We start from the raw sequence: 23095 nt of genomic DNA, 5'->3' as shown, positions 1-23095 counted from the left end.
TTCGTCCTGAGCCAGGATCAAACTCTCCAAAAAGGTGTTACCTTTATTGAAAGCTGAATAGCTCAATTTCAAAGCTGACGAGATTTTGCAATCTCTTGTTTTGGTCGATTTCTCAACCTTGCTTCTTCACTCGTTGTTCAGTTTTCAAAGAACAATTTCCATCCTTCTTGCTTCGCCACCGTTTTAGCGGCGACTTTTATAATATAACATGTTCGCCTACTCAATTGCAAGTGTTTTTTTACTTTTATTCAAAAAAAGTTTTTCATACACTTCATCACTGAGCTCTTCTTTCGAAGCGGCGAGATATAAAATAACATACTTTTAGAGGGTAAGTCAAGCCTATACCCTCTATTTTTTTTCCACTTGATAATTCCGGTTTCGTGCGTACTTGGAAATTTCCTTGGGGGAAGCCAATCGTGCATACATCCTGAAAATGACTTTGTATCTGGATTCAATGGCTCCTTTTATTTCTTGGTCGATCCTTTTGTCGTTTAAATCGAACAACATCTCGTCCAATTCTTTGCGAAGCACGTAATCCAGTTCCCTGCATTCGCGTTCATTAAACAAAAATCCGAGCATAAATCCATTCAAACCCCTCTCGACTGTAGATACAGACTTCAAAAACAAGGATTTATGGCAGTATCCCGGCAGGTGACATGAAATGGCACGTCTCCCTTTCCGCTTTACTGTTATGCTCAGATTTTCCTTTTTTTATGAGGATTATTTTCAAATATTTTTTACCGATGAAGCAACCAATAAGTTAAAGTACTTTCGATGACAGCCGCCACAAATAAAGCGCCGACAAGCAGGATAGTTAAAGGTTTCGTTAACTTCAATACTTGGGCAAGCTCCGATCGGGCGGTTCTGGCGTGATCGGGAATGAACATCTGGAACCCGTTTTTCCAAACGAGCATCCCTAATTTCAATCCGTACGCGCAGGCCAGCAGAATGGCCGGAATTTCGATGATGCCGTGAGGCAGAATGCCCTTCAGAATAAGCGCCACGGTGCTTTCTTGGCTTTTCAAAGAAAGAACGAAGCCCAGTACCATTCCGTTGGCTACCAGCATAAAAAGCGGCAAAATGCCAAACAAAAGACCTAAAAACATAATGACGACAGCCTTGATCGCATTATTCAAAAAAATAACGATGAAAAACATCAATTGCGGATTGTCTTTACTGTTCAATGCTTCGCTTAGCGATTTAATGCCCTTGAGTTGTCCTTCAAGAAAGTTCGAAAATGAGCCCGAATAGGCCCAGCCCATGTAGAGACCAAATGCAAAAACAAGAACAGATGCAATAAAATAGTGTTTCATTTCCTTAAAATGATGGAACAACGGTTGAAATTTCACGTTTGATTTCCTCCCGACATTTGGAAGCATAAGTGGAGTGTGTACGAGCATACATTGATTGTAAAACTAATAAACAAGCCTTACCCGCTGTAGGGCGTCAAGGAGGCTCTTGTCAGTGAATTATTTTCTGGTGATGAACGGCAAAAAAATAAAGCAATATCTATTCATTGCGGTTGCTATTATATTCGCCGCGGCGATCGTGTATTCGGAGCAAAGCAACATTTCCGTCTTCTCGAGCAGCGAGCCGGCGGCGATCTACAGCGTGCAGACTGACAAAAAAATCATTGCTTTAACTTTCGATATCAGTTGGGGCGAGCAACGAACAGAGCCGATTCTAAAAGTACTTGAAGACAAGGGCGTCAAGAATGCGACTTTTTTCCTTTCCTCCCCCTGGAGCAAAAGCCATCCCGAAATTGTAGCGAAAATTAAAAAGGACGGCTTCGAAATTGCGAGCCACGGACATAAGCATGCCAATTACAGCACTTTGAGCGATGAAGAAATCCGCAAACAAATTTCTACAGCACATGAGATTTTGACTGAATTAGTCGGAAAAGAGCCGAATTTGATTCGCATGCCGAATGGCGATTTCGACAAAAGAGTGCTGCGGATCGCGAATGACTTGGGATATTCCGTCATACAATGGGACACCGACTCCCAAGACTGGTTGAATAAAGGCGTCGATAATATCGTGGGCCGCGTCGTTTCCAAAGCTCATCCCGGTGACATCGTATTGCTTCACGCCAGCGATTCCAGCAAGCAAACGCATGAGGCGCTGCCGGCCATTATCGACCAACTCCGAGCCAAAGGATACGAGTTTGTTACGGTCAGTGAATTGATCAAGCAGACTCAAGTCGATAATAAACCGGTCGAAGATCAGGCGATGAAACACGTTTATTAGAACTCGCAAGAAAGAGCTAGCCCGGACTAGCTCTTTTTGTTGTCCAAAATTTTATGCAGAATCAGAATTTGCCAAGCGTTGCATGCAATCAGCGGAGACAGCATAAACCAGCTGGAAGCCGAATTATCGAGCTTTAGCGCAGGAACTGCCTCACAAACGGTAACGGCAAGCATAAAGAACAGAGTGGGAATAAAAGCGCTGCGATTTGTCAGCTTGACTTTCCAATACGCGACGCCCAAGGCAATAATCAGCAAGACGACAGGCATTATTGAATAGGTTATAATCGTCCCTGAGTTGGCGAAGCTTGAATAACGCAAATATACAAGATCAAATAATACTACAATGACAATTGCCAATTGGAGAAAATCCCAGACCGTTTTGGAGCGAATAATTCCGGCAACAATGAATCTCACGATTAAATAAGCGAAAAAACCCATCTGACTCAGCACGCTTATGGTTGCTCCGCCCAATATCATATAGGACAGATTGATGCCTACAGCCGACAAGCCCATGACCGAAAATTCGCGATCCGAATATTGCATAATAAGACCGATAATGGTAGATACAATCATTCCGATGACCAAAGTCGTCCAAAACAAATGAAACCATTTGCGCAAAGTCAAGTTTATTAACCCCCAAACATGAAATCTAATAGTTAATTGTACCAACGTTTTCGGCAAAAAGCCAATGAATGGCGGTCATATTCTTTCCCGAACGACACATACTATCGATATCAAGCCAGGGAAAGGAGCAGGAGTTTCATGTTGAAGAATAGGCTAAAAAAGCTGCAAATTATACCTATTTTCCTGATGACTGTTCTTCTTGCATCGTGCGGGTCGGACAGTTCCTCTTCACAAGGCGCTTCTCAAGGAAGCAATTATAAAGATACGAAATCCATGGTGCTCGATATTTTGAAATCAGATGACGGCAAAAAGGCGATCACAGCCGCGACACAGGGCGGTTCGGGAGGCAGTTCAGGCGGTGGGGCAAGTTCCAGCAGCGCAGGCGGACAATCTCAAATCAAGCTGCTTTCCTCCAATGAGTCCCTCCATCTCCAAATGGCCGTCAAGGATGTTTTGACAGCTCAGGAAAACAATAAATTTCTTCAAGATATGATGAAAGACCCGAAATTTGCAGGCGATTTTGCCAAAGCGATTAAAACCGATACCAAACAAATGTTCAAAGAACTGCTCAAAGATCCTGAATACCAAAAATCGCTGGTTGATGTAATGAAAAATCCGGACTACGAGAAAATGATGATGGATTCGATGAAAACTGCGCCTTATCGTCAACAAATGATGACAGTTATGCAGGACGCGGTGAAAAGCCCTCTGTTCCGGGCGCAAATGATCGATTTGCTCAAAGCGGCCATCGAGCAGCAGAGCCAGCCTCAGCAGTTGTCCCAACAAGGCAAGAAAGGCGATCAAAGCGGCGGCGGCAAAGGCGGCGGGCAAGGAGATTCGGAAGGGGAAAGCAAGAAAAAGGATGACAGCGAGAAGAAGAAAAAGGATTCCGACTCCGGCTCTGACTCCGATTCTGATTCTTCCGATTCCAGCGGTTGATAAAAGGAAAAGGACTAACGGTCAAATCGCCGCTAGTCCTTTGTTTAATTTTCCAACTTATGGATAACTGTTTCCGCAACATCCAGATATATTTGCCCCGCGGTCGTCTCCGCTTTATAAACCGATGGAGAGTAATCCTTTTCGGAAATATGGTTGTCGGGAGCGCCGAGCGGGATTTGGGCCAACAGCTCGCTGTGCAGCTCTTCGGCCAGCTTCGCGCCTCCGCCCCGGCCAAAGATATAGTCTTTGGCTCCGCACGATTTGCATTCGTAATACGACATATTTTCTATGATTCCGATAATGTCGTGATTCGTCTGCACAGCCATCGCCCCCGCCCGCGCGGCTACGAAAGCTGCTGTCGCATGCGGTGTCGTCACGATGATTTCTTTGCTCTGCGGAATCATTTGATGGACGTCCAGCGCTACGTCGCCTGTGCCGGGAGGCAGATCAAGCAAAATGTAGTCCACGTCGCCCCAATCCACTTCGTTGAAAAAATTGCGCAGCATTTTGCCCAGCATAGGACCGCGCCAAATGACCGGAGCGTTATCCTGGACGAAGAAGCCCATGGAGATCACTTTTACGCCGTATTTTTCCACAGGAATGATCGTGCTGCCAACGACCTGCGGACGGTCTTCAATGCCCATCATATCCGGGATGCTGAAGCCGTATATATCGGCATCGACGATCCCGACTTTTTTGCCCTTGCGAGCCAAAGCAACGGCCAAGTTGACTGTAACGGTCGATTTGCCGACTCCGCCTTTGCCGCTTGCCACTGCGATGAACTGCACCTTGGAATCTTCGCCTAAAACGGCTTTTTTAGCCGATACAGCTTCTTCCTGATGGCCCGGGGATTGCAGCGCCTCTTCGATTTGATTTTTCTCATAATCGGTTATGGGACGGAAGCGGATATGTACTTGCGATATGCCGATTTCTTTTAAAAACCCTTCGATCGTCTTTCTGGCTTGTTCCTTATACGCTTCTTCCTCTACAGTCGTAATGAGGCTGAGCGAGATGCTATCTTCTTTAATCATGATATCCCGAACCAGATTCAAATCCGTAACGCTCTGTTTGTACCGCGGGTCCACAAAAGGTTTCAGAGCCTGCAGCAGTTGTTCTTTTGTGATCATAGCCATCCACACACCTTTACCGAGACAAAGTATTATGCGGGTCTATTATATCACAAATTGATCAAGAACCCACTTTTTCACCGGCATAATACCGCAGGATGCCTTGGTAGATGGAGGCGGCTATTTTTTGCTGATACTTCTCATTGTTCAGAAGTCTTGCCTCCTCCGGATTGGAAAGAAAGCCGACTTCGACCAGTACGCTGGGAATGGACAACGTTTTTAACAAATATACCGTCTTATCCGCTTGTTTGGCCACTCTGTCCGTATTCTCCAAATTTTTCACGAATTCGCTTTGAATCAATGCCGCCAAGTTCGAATTGTCCTTGTTGTTCGGGTAGAAGAACGTTTGTGCACCTCTCCATTTTTGGGAGGGAATGCTGTTCAGGTGAACGCTGAGGAACAGATCCGCTTTTTTATCGATAATGAAATCGGCACGATTGTGGAGATCCTCGGTTTTTCGTTTGCTGTAGCCTTTGGTGCCGGGCGAGGCCAGATCCTTGTCTTCCTCCCTGGTCATGACAACAACGGCGCCGGATTGCTGCAAATAGTCGCGAAGGTATAGCGTGATGGCCAAATTTATGTCTTTTTCGATAACGCCTTCCTTGCTCGAGGCGCCGCCGTCCGGGCCGCCATGTCCTGCATCCAGCGCAATCGTTTTTCCCGATAAGGGCAGCGTAAATTCGCTCCATGTTTTCGTAGCCGGCAATTCATACGTATAAATGAACACCATCAAGCCGAGCAGAACGGCCGACAACCCCAACTTCAGGGCCCCGTTTAAAGTCAACCAGACAATCAGCCTGCTCTTCCTTTTGCGCATAAAAAATCCACCTCTGTTCCCCATAGACTCTGTAACATCTATATGGGACAGGGTGGACAAATATACCTTGCTTACACTTGATATTCGGGGTCTCTGAGCCCTTCAATCAACACCTGCGCAACCTCCGGACGCGTGAACTCGGGAGGCGGACATTGACCGTCTCTCAGCAAGCCGCGGACTTTCGTACCGGAAAGATGCAAGTGAACGGACTTGTCGTGCGGGCATGTTTTGCTGGAAGCCATGTTGCCGCATTTCGTGCAGAAGAAGCTGTGCTCGAAGAACAGCGGCGTGATGCCGATTTCCTCAGCCGTAAAGTTGCTGAAAATTTCCTGCGCTTCGTAAGTGCCGTAATAGTCGCCTACGCCGGCGTGGTCGCGGCCAACGATGAAATGCGTGCAGCCGTAGTTTTTGCGCACCATGGCATGCAGAATCGCTTCACGCGGGCCTGCATAACGCATAGCGGCGGGATACACGCCCAGGAAGGTACGATCCTTCGGATAATAGTTTTCGAGTAGCACGAGGTAGCTTTTCATGCGTACGTCCGCCGAAATATCATCGGACTTCGTTTCCCCTACAAGCGGGTTCAGGAACAAGGCGTCAACGATTTCCATCGCCGATTTTTGAATGTACTCATGAGCGCGGTGAACCGGGTTGCGCGTTTGGAAACCGACTACCGTTTTCCAACCCTTTTCCGCGAAAATGCGGCGGGTTTCGGCCGGATCGAAGTAAAACTCTTCGAACTTCTTGGGCTTCGGACGGTTCAACAGCTGAATCGGTCCTCCCAGGTTTGTAGTCGGGCGCGAGAACAGCTTATCTACGCCCGGATGTGCCATATCGTCGGTTTTAAACACTTTGACGGCCTCATTCTGCCGGTCTACCGTGTATATGCTCGTTACATCCAGGATCGCGTAAGTTACGTTATCTTCTTCGCCGACAAGAGCAACCTGCTCGCCCGTTTGAAGCGTTGCCGCGACTTCCGCAGTCACCGAAAGAGTAATAGGTATGCTCCACACCGTTCCGTTAGCAAGCCGCATGTTTTCTACGACCGATACGTAGTCCCGTTCATCCAAAAAACCGGTTAAAGGTGAAAATGCGCCAACCGCGATCAAATCAAGATCGGAAATCGTCCATGCATTTACGCGAATTTGTTTCAAAGCGGCAGCCTGCTGAAGAACGCGTTCCTTGTCCTCTTGCGGCACCAAGCGGTTGATCAGCTCTCCGCCATGCGGTTGAATCCTTGTCATTACGTACTACCTCCGTAAACGTTAATTATGATCGCAAAAACGATTATTTATGAAGTCCGCACTCTGTTTTCTCAAAGCTAGCCCAACGGCCTGCGCGCGGGTCTTCTCCAGCCGCTACAGGGCGTGTGCAGTGCTCGCAGCCGATGCTTGGAAAGTTGCGGTCATGCAGCGGATTGTAAATGACGTTGTTCTCGCGAATGTAGTTCCACACATCTTCCGAAGTCCAGCTGGCGAGAGGGTTGAACTTGATCAGACCGAATTTCACGTCATACTCGACTTTCTTGGCGTTAGCACGCGTAGGGGCTTGGTCGCGGCGGATGCCGGTTATCCACGCGTCGTAGTTTTTAAGAATATCCGTCAACGGATCGACTTTGCGGATGTTGCAGCATGCGGTAGGATCGCTTTTCCAAAGCTCATCGCCATGCTTTTGCGCTTGCTCTTCAAGCGTCAGCTTTGGCAGAACCTGAACGAACTTTTTGCCGTAATGCTGTTCCAAGCGATCTCTCGTTTCATAGGTTTCAACAAAGTGAACGTTAGTGTCCAGGTAAAAAATATCTACATTCGGATTAATTTTTTGCAGCATATCTACTAATACTACATCTTCAGCGCCAAAACTACACGCAAGCGTAAGACTAGGGAATGTTTCGACAGCAAGTTTAAGTACAGCTTCAGCGGATTGGTTTTCGAATTCTTCAGCCGCTTTAGCTACAAAAGCTTCTTTTTCAAAAAGGTTCATGACTTCAATTCCTCCCTCGGAAAATATATCCGACTATTATCATATGAATTATCTTAATTATAACTGACTTCTGTATCCTGTCAATGACTTTTTGCCATTTTGGTTTAAACTCGTTGAAATCACAAAGTCAGTATACGAATCTGCAGCAGTTTTCGTGAAAAAGAAAAAACCTTTCCGGCAAGTTGCCGAAAAGGTTCTCTCTTAAGCGCACAATGGCGCTGCATATTAACGTTTGGAGAATTGAGGCGCACGACGTGCAGCTTTCAATCCGTATTTTTTACGTTCTTTCATACGAGGATCGCGAGTCAGGAAGCCTGCTTTTTTCAAAGATCCGCGATACTCAGGGTCAGCTTTGAGCAGCGCACGGGAAATGCCGTGACGGATGGCTCCAGCTTGTCCGCTGATTCCGCCGCCGTGAGCGAGAACCAGAACATCGTATTTGCCCAATGTTTCTGTCAGGTTCAGCGGTTGTTTCACGATCAGCTTCAAAGTTTCCAGACCGAAATATTCGTCCAGATTACGTTTATTAATAATGATGCGTCCTTCACCCGGTACAAGGCGCACACGCGCTACCGAATGCTTACGACGACCCGTTCCATAGTATTGAACTTGTGCCACAAAACAGTCCTCCCTTTATATTATCCGCGAAGATTCCAAACTTCAGGTTGTTGTGCTTGATGTGGATGCTCAGCACCGGCATAAACTTTCAGCTTTGTTTTCAAGCTGTCGCCAAGACGGTTCTTAGGAAGCATACCGTGTACAGCCAATTCGATGATGCGATCCGGCTTGTTGTTCAGCATATCCTGAGCGGACGTTACTTTCAATCCACCTGGATACAAGGAGTGACGGTAGTACATTTTGTTTTGCAATTTCTTACCGGTTAAATGAATTTGGGAAGCATTGATGACAATGACAAAATCCCCGGTGTCTACGTGCGGAGTGAACTCCGGCTTATGCTTTCCGCGGATGATGCTGGCTACTTCACTTGCCAGACGGCCAAGTGTTTGACCTGCTGCGTCAACAATGTACCATTTACGCTCAACTTCATTTGGCTTAGCCATATATGTGGTACGCATGCTTAATCCTCCTAAAATATATCTCGTAACATGTTCATGAGTTATTTTAACAATTATCGATGGATGTTGTGGCCGAATCCGTGATCCGGGGCCGTGGGATAGCCGATCAAGAAACGCCAAGTAATATTTTACACGAAACCGTAGGCAGAATCAAGCAAATATTTCTTCATCATCATACTCCACGTTCCACAACATGAGACCGATCGCTTCTGCAGTCGGACCTGCTTGACTGCGGTCTCTCGCTTCCAAAATGCACAGCATATCGCCGCTCTTTTTCTTGCCTTCACCGATTTGCAACAGCGTGCCCATAATGATCCGCACCATATTGTAAAGGAAGCCGTTTCCCGAAACAATCAAGCGTATCCGGGCTATGTTTCCTTTGGCAAAAGGCTCGTCATACTCCACCTCAAGGCGGGCCTCGTAAAGCGTTCTGACTTTCACTTCCTTATCCGTTCTTACCGTGCAAAATGAAGTAAAGTCATGCTCGCCGATCAAACACGGCAGCGCCTCTATCATCGCCTCCACGTTTAAACGCGTCGGATGATGATACTCATAATTGCGGTGAAAAACATCCGGAAATCGAGCCGTACGCACCGTATAGCAATACGTCTTGCGCTTGGCGCCTTTGCGAGAATGGAAGGAGAGCGGAACTTCTTCCGCCGTATGGGCGACGATATCTCTGGGCAATCTGGCATTAAGAGCGAGGCACCAGCGTTCCACCGGTATTTTGGATTCCGTCGTAAAGTTAATCACTTGCGCTTTCGCATGAACCCCCGCATCCGTCCGGCCGGAAGAGATGACTTTCACTCTCTCGCCGGTCAGCATGTGGACGGCCTGCTCGAGCCTGTCTTGAATCGTATCCGCATTGGGCTGCGTCTGAAAGCCGGAGTAAGCCGTGCCATCATAGCTGATCGTAAACCGCAGATTTCTCAAGCGTTTTATTCCTCCGACAAACCATTGTTCCGCCGCTTCCAAGACTGCAAAAAAAGGGCTTCATCAGAATCAGCAGATTCTGTCCACCCTTTCCCATCCGTCTTATGCTCGATCTACAAGCTCTAGGTAAACCATAGGCGCTGCGTCTCCGCGACGTGGTCCCAGTTTCAGGATACGCGTGTATCCGCCTGGACGCTCGGAGTAACGAGTTGCCAGTTCGGAGAAAAGCTTTTGAATCGCATCTTGATTCTCATTAGCAGCTTCTCTGCGAACAAAAGCAGCCACCTGACGGCGTGCATGAAGATCTCCGCGTTTCGCGAGTGTAATCAGCTTCTCAGCGATGGAACGAATCTCTTTTGCTTTTGCTTCGGTTGTTTGTATACGTTCATGTATGAACAGATCCGTTACCAGATCACGGAATAATGCTTTACGATTACTGGAATCGCGGTTCAATTTCCTGTAGTTCATTGAATTAACCTCCTTCTGACTGGATTATTCCTCTGTACGCAAGCCAAGGCCGAGCTCTTCGAGCTTCTCTTGAACTTCTTCAAGCGATTTGCGTCCCAAGTTGCGCACTTTCATCATATCTTCTTCTGTTTTGGTAATCAGCTCTTGTACCGTGTTGATGCCGGCACGCTTCAGGCAGTTGTAAGAGCGAACGGAAAGATCCAGCTCTTCGATCGTCATCTCGAGAACTTTTTCTTTCTTGTCTTCTTCCTTCTCCACCATGATCTCGGCATCCTTCGCTTCATCCGTCAAACCGACGAACAGGAACAAATGCTCCGTCAAGATTTTGGCGCCCAAGCTTACCGCTTCTTCAGGTCTGATGCTTCCATCGGTCCACACTTCGAGGGTCAGTTTATCATAGTTAGTCACTTGGCCGACACGAGTATTCTCGACACTGTAGTTCACGCGGGTAATCGGCGTGTAAATCGAATCGATAGGAATAACTCCGATCGGCTGGTCTTCACGCTTATTCTTGTCCGATTGAACATAACCGCGGCCTCTGCCTGCATGAATCCTCAAATGAAGACGAGCATCAGGAGACAAAGTCGCAATGTGCAGATCCGGATTGAGAATCTCCACATCACTATCACCGCGGATATCCGCTGCGGTAATATTCCCTTCTCCCTCAGCATCAATTTCAAGTACTTTCTCCTCATCGGAGTGAATTTTCAACGATAGGCCCTTAAGGTTGAGGATAATTTCCGTTACATCCTCAAGCACGCCAGGGATCGTCGAGAACTCATGCAAAACGCCATCGATTTGGACAGAGGTTACTGCAGCACCCGGTAAAGAGGACAGCAAGATACGACGTAGTGAGTTACCTAATGTGGTACCGTAGCCCCGTTCCAACGGCTCTACGACAAATTTGCCATAGGCGCCGTCTTCACTTAAAGCTACAGTTTCTATTTTTGGCTTTTCAATTTCGATCATGAAATGTACCCTCCATTCAAAACGTCGTTTCCCTCTGGATACTTCGGTAAAAATTTGATAGTATGCCTATCCTTCAAAACCATTATTCACGATTTTGAGATATTTATACTACAAAGTATGCCTGAATTATACGCGACGGCGTTTTGGAGGACGGCAGCCATTGTGAGGAACCGGAGTTACGTCTTTAATCAGGTTCACTTCAAGACCTGCTGCTTGCAAAGAACGAATTGCTGCTTCGCGGCCAGCGCCAGGGCCTTTAACCATGACTTCAACAGTTTTCAAACCGTGCTCCATAGCTGCTTTTGCTGCGGATTCTGCTGCCATTTGCGCTGCAAAAGGCGTGCTTTTACGGGAACCTTTGAAACCGAGGTTTCCTGAACTTGCCCAGGAAATCGCGTTGCCATGAGGATCCGTAATGGTAACGATAGTGTTGTTGAACGTGGAACGGATATGTGCCACGCCGGACTCAATATTTTTGCGGTCACGACGTTTCGTACGGACTACTTTTTTAGGTTTTGCCATTAGCTCTAACCCCCTTTATTATTTCTTCTTGTTAGCTACTGTACGACGAGGACCTTTACGCGTACGAGCATTCGTTTTAGTACGTTGTCCGCGAACAGGAAGGCCGCGGCGGTGACGAAGACCACGATACGATCCGATCTCGATCAGACGCTTGATGTTCAGGGAGATTTCACGACGCAGATCGCCTTCAACTTTCAGCGTTTTGTCGATTACATCACGAATTTTGCTCACTTCGTCTTCAGTCAGGTCGCGAACGCGAGTGTTCTCGCTAATTCCTGTAGCGCTGACGATTTTTTGAGCTGTTGTATTGCCGATACCGAAAATGTAAGTCAAAGCGATAACTACACGCTTATCACGAGGTAAGTCAACTCCAGCTATACGTGCCATTTACAGGCTGCACCTCCTTTTATCCTTGTTTTTGTTTGTGTTTCGGATTTTCACAGATAACCATTACATTGCCTTTGCGGCGAATAACTTTACATTTCTCGCAGATCGGTTTAACCGACGGTCTTACCTTCATTTTTAACCCCTCCTATAAAGATTTCTTCAAGAAATCTTGTATCGTAAGCACCATGTTGCGTTTTCGTTAGAAAACTTGCTTCGTAAGCATACGCCTTGAGAGAGTAACTTACATATAAGCCGAACATTTATTTAAAACGGTAGGTTATACGGCCTCTTGTTAAATCATAAGGCGATAATTCTACGGTAACCTTGTCTCCGGGCAAAATGCGGATAAAGTGCATTCTGATTTTACCGGATACATGGGCTAGGATTTTATGACCATTTTCCAATTCAACCTTAAACATTGCATTCGGAAGAGGTTCAATCACTGTACCTTCTACTTCAATTACATCTTCTTTGGCCACAGTCATTCTCCTTTCTCTTGTGCTTCAACTTGCAGACGATCTACGAATTTGGCAATTGCGAACCGCAACTTCCCATTAGTTACACGGCCTGTTTCCCTGATGCTTGACTCGACTTCGCTGCTGATTGCATCCTGCAATTGAAGGTGGTTCAGGTTCTTCTTCTTCGGCTGATCGAATTTGCGCTTATCACCGTCTGCGAGCAGCACAAAACGGGAATCTACAATTCCGATCACGACCGCATATTCTCCGGGATCTCTGCCGCGAAGCACCTTTACGATCTGGCCCAGTTGTGGAGTTAGGCTATCCACTCTTTATCACCTACGCTTTAGGCAAAGTTAGTATTTCATAACCGTCTGCCGTAATTGCTATCGTATGTTCAAAGTGAGCACATAGTGTTCCATCCACCGTAACTACGGTCCAATCGTCTTCGAGTGTTTTGACAAACCTTTCGCCAACGATCACCATTGGCTCAATGGCTAATACCATACCCGGTTTCAAGCGTGGTCCTTTGTCCGGTATGCCGTAGTTCGGAATTTGCGGCTCTTCGTGAAGATCCGTGCCAATCCCGTGCCCGACATACTCCCTGACTACGGAGAAGCCTGCATCTTCAATACAGGTTTGGATCGCATGCGACAGCGTGTAAAGCCTGGCATCCGGTTTTGCCTCGGCTAGACCTTGATAGAGCGACTTTTCGGTAACTTCCAATAAACGCTTGGCGGTTTCCGTGATTTCGCCTACCGGATAGGTCCATGCGGAATCTCCATGATAGCCCTTATAGCGAGCCCCGATATCGATGCTGATTATATCGCCCTCTGCCAGCTTTCTTGGACCAGGAATACCGTGAACTAATTCATCGTTGACTGAAGCACAGATGCTGCCTGGAAAACCGTTGTAGCCTTTAAAAGATGGAGTTGCTCCCTGACTGCGAATGTATTCCTCTGCGATCTGATCAAGTTCTTTCGTTGTAATGTTCGGACGAATCGCCCTTGCCAGCAAGCGGTGCGTCTCTGCTACGATCCGACCTGCTTCTCGCATAAGGTCCAGTTCAACCTCGGACTTACAAATGATCATTACGCCAGACCTCTTATCAGTGAGCTGATTTGTTCGGTTACCGCATTAATATCCTGTTCCCCGTTAACCTCACGCAACATTTCCCTCTTTTGGTAGTAATCCAGCAGTGGAGCCGTTTTGTTTGTGTACTCATCCAGGCGGGTACCGACTTTTTCTTCCGTATCGTCAGATCTTTGATACAATTCACCGGAGCATTTATCGCATACGCCTTCTTGCTTCGGCGGATTGAAGACGACATGATACGTAGCGCCACAGGATTTGCAAATTCTGCGGCCCGTAAGTCGTGGAAGCAGATAGCTGCGATCGACGGCAAGATTGATGACAAGCTCAATCTTCTTGCCCAGGGATTCCACGATTTCGTTCAAAGCATCCGCCTGGGCGACGGTTCTGGGGAACCCGTCAAGCAAGAAGCCTTTATCGCAATCCGGCTGTGCAAGCCGTTCTTTCACAATACCGTTCGTGATTTCATCCGGAACCAGAAGTCCCTTATCCACATATCCCTTAGCCTCGACTCCGAGCGGCGTTCCTTGGCTCATCGCCAAACGGAATGCATCGCCGGTTGAAATATGAGGAATTTGAAATTCGCTTACGATTTTTTCCGCCTGCGTACCTTTGCCTGCACCAGGAGGACCCATAAAAATAACGTTCACTTTTAACTCCCTCCCATCGCACTCGGCAATACGAACAGCACAATAGGTGCCGATGTCGCAAAATAAACGCCCCATCAGAACCTATTTGCTATTTATTGATAAAACCTTTGTAATGTCGCTTGATCAATTGGCTCTCGATTTGTTTCATCGTCTCGAGACCAACGCCTACTACGATCAATAGTGAAGTTCCACCGATTCTAACCGAGGTAGGAAGACCTGCAAGCCCTCCGAACAGCATCGGCAAAATCGAAATGGCTGACAAAAACAAAGCGCCCGACAAAGTAATTCTGGTCATTACTCGCGTCAGATAAACAGAAGTTGTTTTACCAGGACGAATGCCCGGGATGTATCCGCCGTTCTTTTTCATCTGATCGGCCATCTGAACAGGATTGATTTGTACAAACGTGTAGAAGTAGGTGAACCCGATAATCAGCAGCACGTAAAGCACGATCGCGAGCGGAGCTGTTTGGTTAATGCTCAAGTTAGTAATGATCCACTCGGCAACCACGTTGCCTCTCCAGTAACTTGCAATGGTCGGAGGGAACATGAGCAGTGACAAAGCAAAGATTACAGGAATTACACCAGCCGCATTCACTTTCAGAGGGATGTGGGTCGTTTGACCGCCGTACATTTTTCTTCCAACCACACGCTTCGCGTATTGGACCGGAATTTTACGTACCCCCTGTTGAACGAAAATCACCCCGGCAATGATCAAAATTACGACCAAAGCAATGATGACGAGTTTTACGATGTTAAGGAACAAAGCTCCCTCTGCGTTGGCAAAGAGTGTTTTGTAAATTTGCTGGATGCCAGTCGGAATCGCCGCGACGATCCCTGCAAAGATGATAATGGAAATACCGTTTCCAATCCCATACTCGGTGATTTGCTCTCCAAGCCACATCAAGAAGGCAGTTCCTGCCGTCAGCACGATGGCAATTAACGCAAATGTTGTAAAGCCAGGCGTAATAACAAGCCCGCTGTACAGACGGTTAAAGCCGATCGAAAGTCCAAACGCTTGAATCAACCCTAAGACGATCGTTCCGTAACGGGTAATCTGCGTCATCTTCTTTCTTCCGACTTCGCCCTCTTTCGCCCATTGCGCAAAGCGTGGAATTACATCCATGGACAAAAGCTGAACGATAATCGAAGCTGTGATGTACGGCATGATCCCCATCGCGAAAATCGAAAATTGGAAGAGCGCTCCACCAGAGAACGTGTTGAGCAAACCAAAGACGTCATTCTGATTGGTCTGGTCTTGCAGCTTCAAAACATCTGTATTAATGTTCGGCACCGGGATAAAGGCACCTACTCTGTAGACGATCAGCATAATAAGAGTGAAAATAATTCTTCTTCGCAGATCCTCTACCTTGAAGATGTTGGATATGGTATTGAACATTAAATCACCTCGGTTTGACCGCCGGCAGCTTGGATTTTCTCAATTGCGGATTGAGAGAACTTATTCGCTTTTACGGTTAATTTTACTGTAATTTCACCGTTTCCTAAAATCTTGATGCCATCTTTAGGAGCCTTAACAATACCAGTCTCCAGCAATACTTCTGGAGTTACTTCGGTACCAGCTGCGAAATTGTTCAGATCCTCCAAGTTCACAATTGCAAACTCTTTACGGAAGCGGTTGTTGAAACCACGTTTAGGCAAACGACGGTACAACGGATTTTGTCCACCTTCGAAACCAGGACGAACGCCTCCGCCGGAACGTGCATTTTGACCTTTATGACCGCGAGTTGCTGTTTTACCCATACCACTACCAGTACCGCGACCAACGCGCTTACGAGTGTGACGAGAACCAGTTGCGGAGCTAAGCTCATGTAACTTCATCGTTGCACACCTCCTCTAGATCTAAATGTGTAGCATTTATGCTTCGATTTCTTTAACTTCTACCAAGTGGCTTACTTGATTGACCATGCCTCTGATCGCTGCGTTGTCTTGGTGAACAACAGTTTGGTGCAGCTTGCGCAGACCTAATGTTTTCACAGTGACGCGTTGAGTTTCAGGACGGCCGATCAGGCTGCGTTTCAGGGTAATTTGTAATTGCTTCGCCATGTTTACCCCTCCTTAACCTAATAGCTCTTCAACTGTTTTACCGCGAAGCTTAGCGACTTCTTCCGCTCTTTTCAAACGGCTTAAGCCTTCAAGCGTTGCGTTAACCATGTTAATGGAGTTGGAAGAGCCAAGGGATTTGGTCAAAATATCGCCGACACCGGCAAGCTCGAGAACCGCACGAACCGGTCCGCCTGCGATAACTCCAGTACCTTGGGAAGCCGGCTTAAGCAGAACGCGGCCTGCGCCAAAACGGCCAGTAACAAGGTGAGGAATGGAAGTTCCTACGATAGGAACGTGAATCAGGTTCTTTTTCGCATCTTCGATGCCTTTGCGAATCGCGTCTGGTACTTCGGATGCTTTACCGATCCCTGCACCAACCCAGCCATTGCCGTCGCCTACGACAACAAGTGCGCTGAAGCTGAAACGGCGTCCGCCTTTTACTACTTTAGCTACGCGGTTAATGTTTACAACTTTTTCAGTTAGTTCTAAAGTATTCGGATCTACACGCAAGTCTCTTACCTCCTTATATATGTTTTTCCTAGAATTCTAATCCTGCTTCGCGAGCTGCATCAGCCAATGCTTGCACGCGTCCATGGTACAGGTATCCGCCGCGGTCAAAAACCACTTGGGCAAAACCTTTTTCTTTTGCACGTTTTGCGATCAGTTCGCCGACTTTACGAGCAGCTTCTACGTTACCACCGTTGCCTACTTCTGCTTTCAGTTCTTTATCCTGAGTCGAAGCGGACGCTACAGTGACGCCAGTCGTATCATCGATCAATTGAGCGTACATGTGCTTGGAAGAACGGAAAATGTTCAACCGAGGACGAGCCGTAGTTCCTTCGATTTTTTTACGAACGCGAAGGTGTCTTTTCAGACGCGCTTTGTTTTTATCGCTTTTAGTAATCATGAATACTTACACTCCTTTCATCATCTTATGATGCGAGGTCTATACTTACGAAGCCGGTCTTCTCACGAAAACCCAGAGCTCTTACCCGCGATCTGACTAGCTTATTTTTTCTTACCTGCTTTACCTTCTTTGCGAAGGATGCGTTCGCCTTCATACTTGATACCTTTACCTTTGTAAGGCTCAGGCTCACGAACAGCGCGAACTTTGGCAGCTGTAGCGCCGACCAGTTCTTTATCGATGCCTTTAACGATAATTTTCGTGTTGGAAGGCACTTCGAATTCGATTCCGCTCTCGGGAGCGATTTCCACCGGATGGGAGTAGCCAACGTTCAGAACCAGTTTGTCGCCGCTTTTGTTAGCACGGTAACCAACGCCTACAAGATCCAACGATTTCGAGAAACCTTCCGTTACACCGTTTACCATGTTGGCAACGACACTGCGTGTAGTACCATGCAGGGAACGGTGAAGTTTGTTATCGGAAGGACGCTCAACGGAAATCTCGTTCTCCAGAACGTTGATTTTCATATCTTTATGAAGTTCACGAGACAAAGTGCCTTTAGGCCCTTTAACTGTGATTAAAGTATTGTCCAGGGTTACATTAACACCACTTGGAATGGTGATCGGTTTGCGACCAATACGAGACATGTTTGCACCTCCATTCAATTACAATTGTATTACCAAACGTAGCAGATAACCTCTCCGCCTGCTTTGGATTGACGAGCATCTTTATCCGTCATAACTCCTTTGGAAGTGGAGATGATGGCAATCCCCAAACCGCCCAGTACACGAGGGATTTCTTGAGACTTAGTATATACGCGCAGACCTGGTTTGCTGATTCTTTTCAAACCGGAGATAACACGCTCGTTGTTTGAACCGTATTTCAGGAACAAACGGATGATACCTTGTTTGCTGTCCTCAACGTATTCAGCGTCACGAATAAATCCTTCTTTTTTCAGGATTTCAGCGATTTCCCGTTTCATTTTGGATGCAGGGATTTCAACTGTTTCATGACGAACGATATTTGCGTTACGGATGCGTGTTAGCATATCTGCAATTGGATCTGACATGACCATTTGTGTAAACCTCCTTCCCGAAAATAGGCTGATTACCAGCTTGCTTTTTTCACACCTGGAATCTGACCTTTGTAAGCTAATTCACGGAAACAAATTCTGCAAATTTTAAACTTGCGAAGCACGGAATGCGGACGACCGCAGCGCTCGCAGCGTGTGTATGCTTGAACTTTAAACTTCGGAGCGCGTTGCTGCTTGATTTTCATCGAAGTTTTTGCCACTTAATATTCCACCTCCTGATAGGTACAATTGGTAACCTATTTAACGAAAGGAGCGCCGAGTTGGGTTAAAAGCTCGCGAGCTTCTTCGTCGGACTTAGCTGTCGTTACGATAACGATATCCATACCACGAACTTTATCTATTTTATCATACTCGATCTCTGGGAAGATCAGTTGCTCTTTCAGACCCAGTGTGTAGTTGCCGCGGCCGTCAAAAGCCTTGTTGGAAATACCACGGAAGTCACGTACGCGAGGAAGCGCAACGTTGAAGAGTTTATCCAAGAAGTGATACATACGCTCGCCGCGCAGTGTCACTTTCACGCCGATCGGCATATTTTCACGAAGCTTGAAACCCGCAATGGATTTTTTCGCTCTCGTTACAACCGGTTTTTGTCCTGCGATTTTTTGCAGATCTTCTACAGCGGTATCCAGTACTTTGGAGTTCGATACAGCTTCACCAACACCCATGTTGATAACGACTTTCTCGATCTTAGGTACTTGCATAACTGTTGTGTAGTTGAACTTTTGAATCAGCGCAGGCGTAATTTCATTCAAATAACGATCTTTCATTCTTGCTGACATGTTTCAGTTGCCTCCTTTCCGTGCTTTTGGCATTAGTCGATGACTTCACCGGATTTTTTCGCTACGCGAACTTTTGTTCCGTTCTCTAAAACTTTGTAACCTACGCGAGTAGGTTTGCCGCTCTTAGGATCAATCAGCATCACGTTGGAAACGTGGATTGGAGCTTCTTGATTCAAGATGCCGCCTTGCGGATTTTGTTGGGTAGGCTTCGCATGTTTTTTAACCATGTTGACACCTTCGACCAATACACGGTTTTCACGAGGGTAAGCAGCGATAACGCGGCCCTTTTTACCTTTGTCTTTACCGGTAATTACAAAAACCGTATCGTCTTTTTTCACGTGCAGTTTATTGTTATGAGACTCAAGTCTCTTTTTGGTTCTTGGCATTGTGTTCTACACCTCCTGAAAGCATACTTCAAAACGCTTTATTAGATAACTTCTGGAGCCAAGGATACGATCTTCATGAAGTCTTTGTCACGAAGTTCGCGAGCAACCGGTCCAAAAATACGAGTTCCGCGCGGGCTTTTATCTTCTTTCACGATAACAGCTGCGTTCTCGTCAAAAGAGATGTATGATCCGTCTTTACGGCGAGCACCGCTCTTCGTACGAACGATAACTGCTTTAACAACATCGCCTTTTTTGACAACGCCGCCTGGTGTTGCTTCTTTTACAGAACAGATGATCAAATCACCAATATGACCTACGCGACGACCTGTACCACCCAAAACGCGGATACACATCAATTGCTTAGCGCCCGAGTTGTCAGCAACCGCCAAACGAGTAAATGGTTGAATCATCGTAGTCCCTCCTTTCGGGGTTCATGCCTGAAATGTTTAAATAATTACTGCTTCTTCCACGATTTCAACCAGTCTCCAACGTTTGTCTTTGGAAATCGGTCTAGTTTCCATGATTTTCACGACGTCGCCAATTTTAGCTTGATTGTTTTCGTCGTGAGCTTTGAATTTTTTCGTATATTTGATTCTCTTGTGATAGAGATCATGTTTTTTGTAAGTTTCAACAGCAACAACGATGGTTTTATCCATTTTATCGCTGACGACTTTACCGATCTGCACTTTACGCTCATTGCGTTCAGCCATTTACGAAGCCCTCCTTTCTAGATTTGGTTAGCCAATCCCCAATTCTCTTTCACGCAAAACAGTCTTGGCACGAGCGATCTCTTTGCGCAAATCGCGAATTTGAGTCGGGTTGTCCAATTGACCTGTAGCTAGTTGAAAACGGAGGTTAAAGAGTTCTTCTTTAAAACCATTGACTTTTTGCTCGATCTCAGCAGTGGTTAAGTTGCGGAATTCACTAGCCTTCATTTGCTTCACCACCTACTTCATCTCTTTTCACGAACTTCGTTTTGATTGGAAGCTTGTGAGCAGCAAGACGCATCGCTTCGCGAGCGACTTCTTCGCTTACACCAGCAAGTTCAAACAAAATTTTGCCCGGTTTAACAACGGAAACCCATTTTTCCACGTTACCTTTACCGCTACCCATCCGAACTTCAAGCGGCTTTTGCGTAATTGGTTTTGCTGGGAAAATTTTGATCCATACTTTACCGCCACGTTTGATGTAACGTGTCATCGCAATACGCGCAGATTCGATTTGACGGTTGGTTACCCAAGCCGGTTCCATCGCTTGCAAGCCGTATTCGCCAAAGGCAACTTCCGTACCGCCTTTAGCGCGACCTTTCATGTTACCACGGTGTTCCTTACGGTGTTTTACACGTTTAGGTACTAACATGATTTAATTTCCTCCTTCCGGCTGAGCCTTTTTCTTAGCTGTCGGAAGAACTTCTCCACGATAAATCCATACTTTCACACCGATACGTCCGTAAGTAGTGTGTGCTTCTGCAGTACCGTAATCGATATCCGCGCGAAGCGTATGAAGTGGAACTGTTCCTTCGCTATATCCTTCCGTACGGGCGATCTCAGCGCCGCCAAGACGTCCGCTAGTTGCAACTTTAATTCCTTTTGCCCCGGATCTCATTGTTCTTTGGATAGCTTGTTTCATTGCACGACGGAATGAAACGCGGCGCTCCAATTGTTGAGCGATGCTTTCTGCAACAAGAATTGCGTCCAGCTCAGGGTTTTTGATTTCAGAGATGTTGATGTGAACTTTTTTACCGGACAGAGCAGCGATGTAGTTGCGGATAACTTCAACTTCAGCTCCGCCTTTACCGATAACCATGCCTGGTTTCGCAGTATGAATCGTTACGTTCACACGGTTAGCCGCGCGCTCGATATCGATGTGGGATACTGCAGAATCTTTTAATTTATTTTTCAAGTATTCGCGAATTTTGACGTCTTCAAGCAGCAGAGTTCCGAAATCTTTTTCTGCGAACCATTTGGACTCCCAATCGCGAATAATTCCGATTCTAAGACCTACCGGGTTTACTTTCTGACCCACACGTTATCCCTCCTTATTTCTCAGATACCACTAATGTAATGTGGCTGGTACGTTTTCTGATTGCACTTGCGCGGCCCATCGCACGTTGTTGGAACCTTTTCATTGTCGGTCCTTGGTTCACAAACGCTTGAGTAACCACTAATTTATTCGGATCTAACGAATAGTTGTGCTCTGCATTGGCAATAGCGGAGTTCAGAAGTTTCTCCAGAATTGGAGAAGCTGCTTTAGGTGTGTGACGCAGAATCGCAATCGCCTCACCTACCGCTTTTCCCCGAATCAAGTCAACAACGAGTTGTGCTTTACGAGGAGCAATCCGAGCATGATTAAGAACTGCTTTAGCTTGCATGGTAGTACCTCCTCTCGGTTAAAAATGCGATTAGCGTTTGCCTGTTTTCTTATCGTCGTCGTGACCTTTGTAAGTACGAGTTGGCGCGAACTCACCAAGCTTATGTCCTACCATGTCTTCAGTTACATACACAGGCACGTGTTTTCTTCCATCGTACACTCCGAAAGTGTGGCCTACGAATTGCGGGAAAATCGTAGAGCGACGGGACCAAGTTTTAACAACTACTTTCTTGCTGGAAGCGTTCAAGTCTTCTACTTTTTTCAGCAAGTATCCATCGATAAATGGACCTTTCTTTAAGCTGCGACCCATGGGTGTTCCTCCCTTCCTTGAACCTCACGAATATTGAAATATCCAGGATTACTTCGTACGACGGCGCACGATGTATTTATCGGATGCTTTACCTTTTTTACGAGTTTTGTAACCGAGCGTAGGTTTGCCCCATGGAGACATAGGCGATTTACGTCCGATTGGCGCGCGTCCTTCACCACCACCGTGTGGGTGATCGTTAGGGTTCATAACAACCCCGCGGACTTGAGGACGATTGCCTTTCCAACGGTTACGACCGGCTTTACCGATTTTGACAAGCTCATGATCTTCGTTGCCTACAGATCCGATTGTCGCGCGGCAAACTTTAAGCACTTTGCGAACTTCGCCGGAAGAAAGACGAACTGTTGCATATTGCTCTTCTTTACCCAGCAATTGAGCTTCAGTTCCAGCTGCGCGAACCATTTGTCCGCCTTTGCCAGGCTTCAATTCAATGTTGTGGATAACTGTACCGACCGGAATGTTTTCCAGTGGAAGAGCGTTACCTATTTTAATGTCGGATTGCGGTCCGGATACGATTTGATCTCCCACTTTAAGACCTTTAGGAGCGAGAATGTATCTTTTCTCACCGTCTGCGTAGTTGATCAAAGCGATGTTAGCGGAACGGTTAGGATCGTACTCAATTGTAGCAACGCGTCCTGGTATTCCGTCTTTGGTACGTTTGAAATCGATAATCCGGTATTTACGCTTGTGGCCGCCGCCGTGGTGACGAACCGTAATTTTACCTTGGTTGTTCCGTCCAGCTGTTTTGCTCAAAGGAGACAGCAAGGACTTCTCCGGTGTAGATGTGGTGATTTCTTCAAAAGTAGAAACCGACATAGCACGTCTAGCCGGGGACGTTGGTTTATATTTTTTAATCGGCACTCCGATTCCCTCCTTACTTCAAAAA

39 protein-coding genes are annotated in these 23095 nt (G+C 46.6%); 2 read left to right on the top strand and 37 right to left on the bottom strand.

What is annotated here, in order from left to right:
* Positions 1-348: 348 nt before the first annotated feature.
* Together AC0LWT_RS35160 and AC0LWT_RS35155 are read right to left on the bottom strand one after the other, a co-directional pair.
* Positions 349-579, bottom strand: coding sequence for a hypothetical protein (locus AC0LWT_RS35160; RefSeq protein WP_474686373.1), 231 nt, complete (start codon positions 577-579; stop codon positions 349-351).
* 158 nt (positions 580-737) lie between these two features.
* A complete protein-coding gene (locus AC0LWT_RS35155) occupies positions 738-1349 on the bottom strand; it encodes a stage II sporulation protein M (protein ID WP_474686371.1) in 612 nt (203 codons plus the stop codon).
* Positions 1350-1464: 115 nt separating this feature from the next.
* Here AC0LWT_RS35155 and pdaB point away from each other — a divergent pair, with 115 nt between their 5' ends.
* Positions 1465-2247, top strand: a complete 783-nt coding sequence (pdaB, locus tag AC0LWT_RS35150; protein ID WP_474686369.1) for a polysaccharide deacetylase family sporulation protein PdaB — start codon at positions 1465-1467, stop codon at positions 2245-2247.
* A gap of 26 nt (positions 2248-2273) precedes the next feature.
* On the opposite strand, the gene AC0LWT_RS35145 is transcribed toward pdaB, so the two are convergent.
* Positions 2274-2870, bottom strand: a complete 597-nt coding sequence (locus AC0LWT_RS35145) for a KinB-signaling pathway activation protein (RefSeq protein ID WP_474686367.1) — start codon at positions 2868-2870, stop codon at positions 2274-2276.
* Between the two features lie 138 nt (positions 2871-3008).
* Here AC0LWT_RS35145 and gerD point away from each other — a divergent pair, with 138 nt between their 5' ends.
* Positions 3009-3809: a spore germination lipoprotein GerD gene (gerD, locus tag AC0LWT_RS35140; RefSeq protein WP_474686365.1), complete on the top strand. Its 801-nt coding sequence runs from the start codon at positions 3009-3011 to the stop codon at positions 3807-3809.
* Positions 3810-3853: 44 nt separating this feature from the next.
* On the opposite strand, the gene AC0LWT_RS35135 is transcribed toward gerD, so the two are convergent.
* From AC0LWT_RS35135 to rplB, 34 genes are all read right to left on the bottom strand, one after another.
* Positions 3854-4936: an Mrp/NBP35 family ATP-binding protein gene (locus AC0LWT_RS35135; protein ID WP_474686363.1), complete on the bottom strand. Its 1083-nt coding sequence runs from the start codon at positions 4934-4936 to the stop codon at positions 3854-3856.
* Positions 4937-4997: 61 nt separating this feature from the next.
* The gene (gene cwlD, locus AC0LWT_RS35130) at positions 4998-5753 is read right to left on the bottom strand and encodes an N-acetylmuramoyl-L-alanine amidase CwlD (protein WP_474686361.1); all 756 of its coding nucleotides are present in this window, start codon (positions 5751-5753) and stop codon (positions 4998-5000) included.
* 71 nt (positions 5754-5824) lie between these two features.
* Positions 5825-6997 carry a sulfate adenylyltransferase gene (gene sat / locus AC0LWT_RS35125; protein ID WP_474686359.1) on the bottom strand — a complete coding sequence of 391 codons (1173 nt, stop codon included), beginning with the start codon at positions 6995-6997 and terminating at the stop codon, positions 5825-5827.
* Positions 6998-7040: 43 nt separating this feature from the next.
* The gene (locus AC0LWT_RS35120; protein ID WP_474686357.1) at positions 7041-7733 is read right to left on the bottom strand and encodes a phosphoadenylyl-sulfate reductase; all 693 of its coding nucleotides are present in this window, start codon (positions 7731-7733) and stop codon (positions 7041-7043) included.
* A gap of 225 nt (positions 7734-7958) precedes the next feature.
* The gene (gene rpsI / locus AC0LWT_RS35115; RefSeq protein ID WP_474686355.1) at positions 7959-8351 is read right to left on the bottom strand and encodes a 30S ribosomal protein S9; all 393 of its coding nucleotides are present in this window, start codon (positions 8349-8351) and stop codon (positions 7959-7961) included.
* Between the two features lie 20 nt (positions 8352-8371).
* Complete coding sequence (rplM, locus tag AC0LWT_RS35110) at positions 8372-8809, bottom strand: 50S ribosomal protein L13 (protein WP_474686353.1); 438 nt, start codon at positions 8807-8809, stop codon at positions 8372-8374.
* A 150-nt stretch (positions 8810-8959) separates the two neighbouring features.
* Positions 8960-9742, bottom strand: coding sequence for a tRNA pseudouridine(38-40) synthase TruA (truA, locus tag AC0LWT_RS35105; protein WP_474686351.1), 783 nt, complete (start codon positions 9740-9742; stop codon positions 8960-8962).
* Between the two features lie 102 nt (positions 9743-9844).
* Positions 9845-10210 carry a 50S ribosomal protein L17 gene (gene rplQ, locus AC0LWT_RS35100; protein ID WP_163953683.1) on the bottom strand — a complete coding sequence of 122 codons (366 nt, stop codon included), beginning with the start codon at positions 10208-10210 and terminating at the stop codon, positions 9845-9847.
* Between the two features lie 24 nt (positions 10211-10234).
* Positions 10235-11179: a DNA-directed RNA polymerase subunit alpha gene (locus AC0LWT_RS35095; RefSeq protein WP_474686349.1), complete on the bottom strand. Its 945-nt coding sequence runs from the start codon at positions 11177-11179 to the stop codon at positions 10235-10237.
* Between the two features lie 126 nt (positions 11180-11305).
* Positions 11306-11701: a 30S ribosomal protein S11 gene (rpsK, locus tag AC0LWT_RS35090; RefSeq protein ID WP_188178365.1), complete on the bottom strand. Its 396-nt coding sequence runs from the start codon at positions 11699-11701 to the stop codon at positions 11306-11308.
* 18 nt (positions 11702-11719) lie between these two features.
* The gene (gene rpsM / locus AC0LWT_RS35085; RefSeq protein ID WP_474686347.1) at positions 11720-12088 is read right to left on the bottom strand and encodes a 30S ribosomal protein S13; all 369 of its coding nucleotides are present in this window, start codon (positions 12086-12088) and stop codon (positions 11720-11722) included.
* A 19-nt stretch (positions 12089-12107) separates the two neighbouring features.
* Entirely contained in the window at positions 12108-12221 is a 114-nt protein-coding gene (rpmJ, locus tag AC0LWT_RS35080; RefSeq protein WP_003333770.1) for a 50S ribosomal protein L36, read from the bottom strand.
* Between the two features lie 127 nt (positions 12222-12348).
* Entirely contained in the window at positions 12349-12567 is a 219-nt protein-coding gene (infA, locus tag AC0LWT_RS35075) for a translation initiation factor IF-1 (protein ID WP_009676800.1), read from the bottom strand.
* Positions 12568-12569: 2 nt separating this feature from the next.
* Positions 12570-12875: a hypothetical protein gene (locus tag AC0LWT_RS35070; protein ID WP_474686345.1), complete on the bottom strand. Its 306-nt coding sequence runs from the start codon at positions 12873-12875 to the stop codon at positions 12570-12572.
* A gap of 10 nt (positions 12876-12885) precedes the next feature.
* A complete protein-coding gene (gene map, locus AC0LWT_RS35065; RefSeq protein ID WP_474686343.1) occupies positions 12886-13638 on the bottom strand; it encodes a type I methionyl aminopeptidase in 753 nt (250 codons plus the stop codon).
* The gene (locus AC0LWT_RS35060) at positions 13638-14288 is read right to left on the bottom strand and encodes an adenylate kinase (RefSeq protein ID WP_474686341.1); all 651 of its coding nucleotides are present in this window, start codon (positions 14286-14288) and stop codon (positions 13638-13640) included. The genes map and AC0LWT_RS35060 overlap by 1 nt, the downstream gene beginning before the upstream one ends.
* A gap of 88 nt (positions 14289-14376) precedes the next feature.
* Complete coding sequence (gene secY / locus AC0LWT_RS35055) at positions 14377-15684, bottom strand: preprotein translocase subunit SecY (RefSeq protein WP_474686339.1); 1308 nt, start codon at positions 15682-15684, stop codon at positions 14377-14379.
* Positions 15684-16124, bottom strand: coding sequence for a 50S ribosomal protein L15 (gene rplO, locus AC0LWT_RS35050; protein WP_474686337.1), 441 nt, complete (start codon positions 16122-16124; stop codon positions 15684-15686). Before rplO ends, secY begins: the two co-directional genes overlap by 1 nt.
* A gap of 36 nt (positions 16125-16160) precedes the next feature.
* Positions 16161-16349, bottom strand: a complete 189-nt coding sequence (gene rpmD, locus AC0LWT_RS35045; protein WP_163953700.1) for a 50S ribosomal protein L30 — start codon at positions 16347-16349, stop codon at positions 16161-16163.
* A 12-nt stretch (positions 16350-16361) separates the two neighbouring features.
* A complete protein-coding gene (gene rpsE / locus AC0LWT_RS35040) occupies positions 16362-16859 on the bottom strand; it encodes a 30S ribosomal protein S5 (RefSeq protein ID WP_474686335.1) in 498 nt (165 codons plus the stop codon).
* A gap of 28 nt (positions 16860-16887) precedes the next feature.
* The gene (rplR, locus tag AC0LWT_RS35035) at positions 16888-17256 is read right to left on the bottom strand and encodes a 50S ribosomal protein L18 (RefSeq protein ID WP_474686333.1); all 369 of its coding nucleotides are present in this window, start codon (positions 17254-17256) and stop codon (positions 16888-16890) included.
* 101 nt (positions 17257-17357) lie between these two features.
* Complete coding sequence (gene rplF, locus AC0LWT_RS35030; RefSeq protein ID WP_474686331.1) at positions 17358-17900, bottom strand: 50S ribosomal protein L6; 543 nt, start codon at positions 17898-17900, stop codon at positions 17358-17360.
* 29 nt (positions 17901-17929) lie between these two features.
* Positions 17930-18328, bottom strand: a complete 399-nt coding sequence (rpsH, locus tag AC0LWT_RS35025; RefSeq protein WP_474686329.1) for a 30S ribosomal protein S8 — start codon at positions 18326-18328, stop codon at positions 17930-17932.
* 32 nt (positions 18329-18360) lie between these two features.
* A complete protein-coding gene (locus AC0LWT_RS35020) occupies positions 18361-18546 on the bottom strand; it encodes a type Z 30S ribosomal protein S14 (protein ID WP_113022649.1) in 186 nt (61 codons plus the stop codon).
* Between the two features lie 36 nt (positions 18547-18582).
* Entirely contained in the window at positions 18583-19125 is a 543-nt protein-coding gene (gene rplE / locus AC0LWT_RS35015) for a 50S ribosomal protein L5 (protein ID WP_474686327.1), read from the bottom strand.
* A 32-nt stretch (positions 19126-19157) separates the two neighbouring features.
* Positions 19158-19511: a 50S ribosomal protein L24 gene (gene rplX, locus AC0LWT_RS35010; protein WP_474686325.1), complete on the bottom strand. Its 354-nt coding sequence runs from the start codon at positions 19509-19511 to the stop codon at positions 19158-19160.
* Positions 19512-19552: 41 nt separating this feature from the next.
* A complete protein-coding gene (gene rplN, locus AC0LWT_RS35005; protein ID WP_474686323.1) occupies positions 19553-19921 on the bottom strand; it encodes a 50S ribosomal protein L14 in 369 nt (122 codons plus the stop codon).
* A 36-nt stretch (positions 19922-19957) separates the two neighbouring features.
* A complete protein-coding gene (gene rpsQ / locus AC0LWT_RS35000) occupies positions 19958-20221 on the bottom strand; it encodes a 30S ribosomal protein S17 (RefSeq protein ID WP_474686321.1) in 264 nt (87 codons plus the stop codon).
* 27 nt (positions 20222-20248) lie between these two features.
* Entirely contained in the window at positions 20249-20446 is a 198-nt protein-coding gene (rpmC, locus tag AC0LWT_RS34995; RefSeq protein WP_134756089.1) for a 50S ribosomal protein L29, read from the bottom strand.
* The gene (gene rplP, locus AC0LWT_RS34990) at positions 20436-20870 is read right to left on the bottom strand and encodes a 50S ribosomal protein L16 (protein ID WP_474686319.1); all 435 of its coding nucleotides are present in this window, start codon (positions 20868-20870) and stop codon (positions 20436-20438) included. Before rplP ends, rpmC begins: the two co-directional genes overlap by 11 nt.
* Before the next feature lie 3 nt (positions 20871-20873).
* A complete protein-coding gene (gene rpsC, locus AC0LWT_RS34985; protein WP_474686317.1) occupies positions 20874-21536 on the bottom strand; it encodes a 30S ribosomal protein S3 in 663 nt (220 codons plus the stop codon).
* A gap of 13 nt (positions 21537-21549) precedes the next feature.
* Positions 21550-21882 (bottom strand): 50S ribosomal protein L22, encoded by a 333-nt coding sequence (gene rplV / locus AC0LWT_RS34980; protein WP_474686315.1) that lies wholly within the window; start codon positions 21880-21882, stop codon positions 21550-21552.
* Positions 21883-21912: 30 nt separating this feature from the next.
* Complete coding sequence (gene rpsS, locus AC0LWT_RS34975) at positions 21913-22191, bottom strand: 30S ribosomal protein S19 (RefSeq protein ID WP_474686313.1); 279 nt, start codon at positions 22189-22191, stop codon at positions 21913-21915.
* A 48-nt stretch (positions 22192-22239) separates the two neighbouring features.
* Positions 22240-23070, bottom strand: coding sequence for a 50S ribosomal protein L2 (gene rplB, locus AC0LWT_RS34970; RefSeq protein ID WP_474686311.1), 831 nt, complete (start codon positions 23068-23070; stop codon positions 22240-22242).
* Positions 23071-23095 lie beyond the last annotated feature (25 nt).

The organism is Paenibacillus sp. sgz302164 (assembly GCF_056120505.1).
Note: the sequence above shows the minus strand (reverse complement) of the source record. Positions and strands in the feature narration are given on the sequence as shown.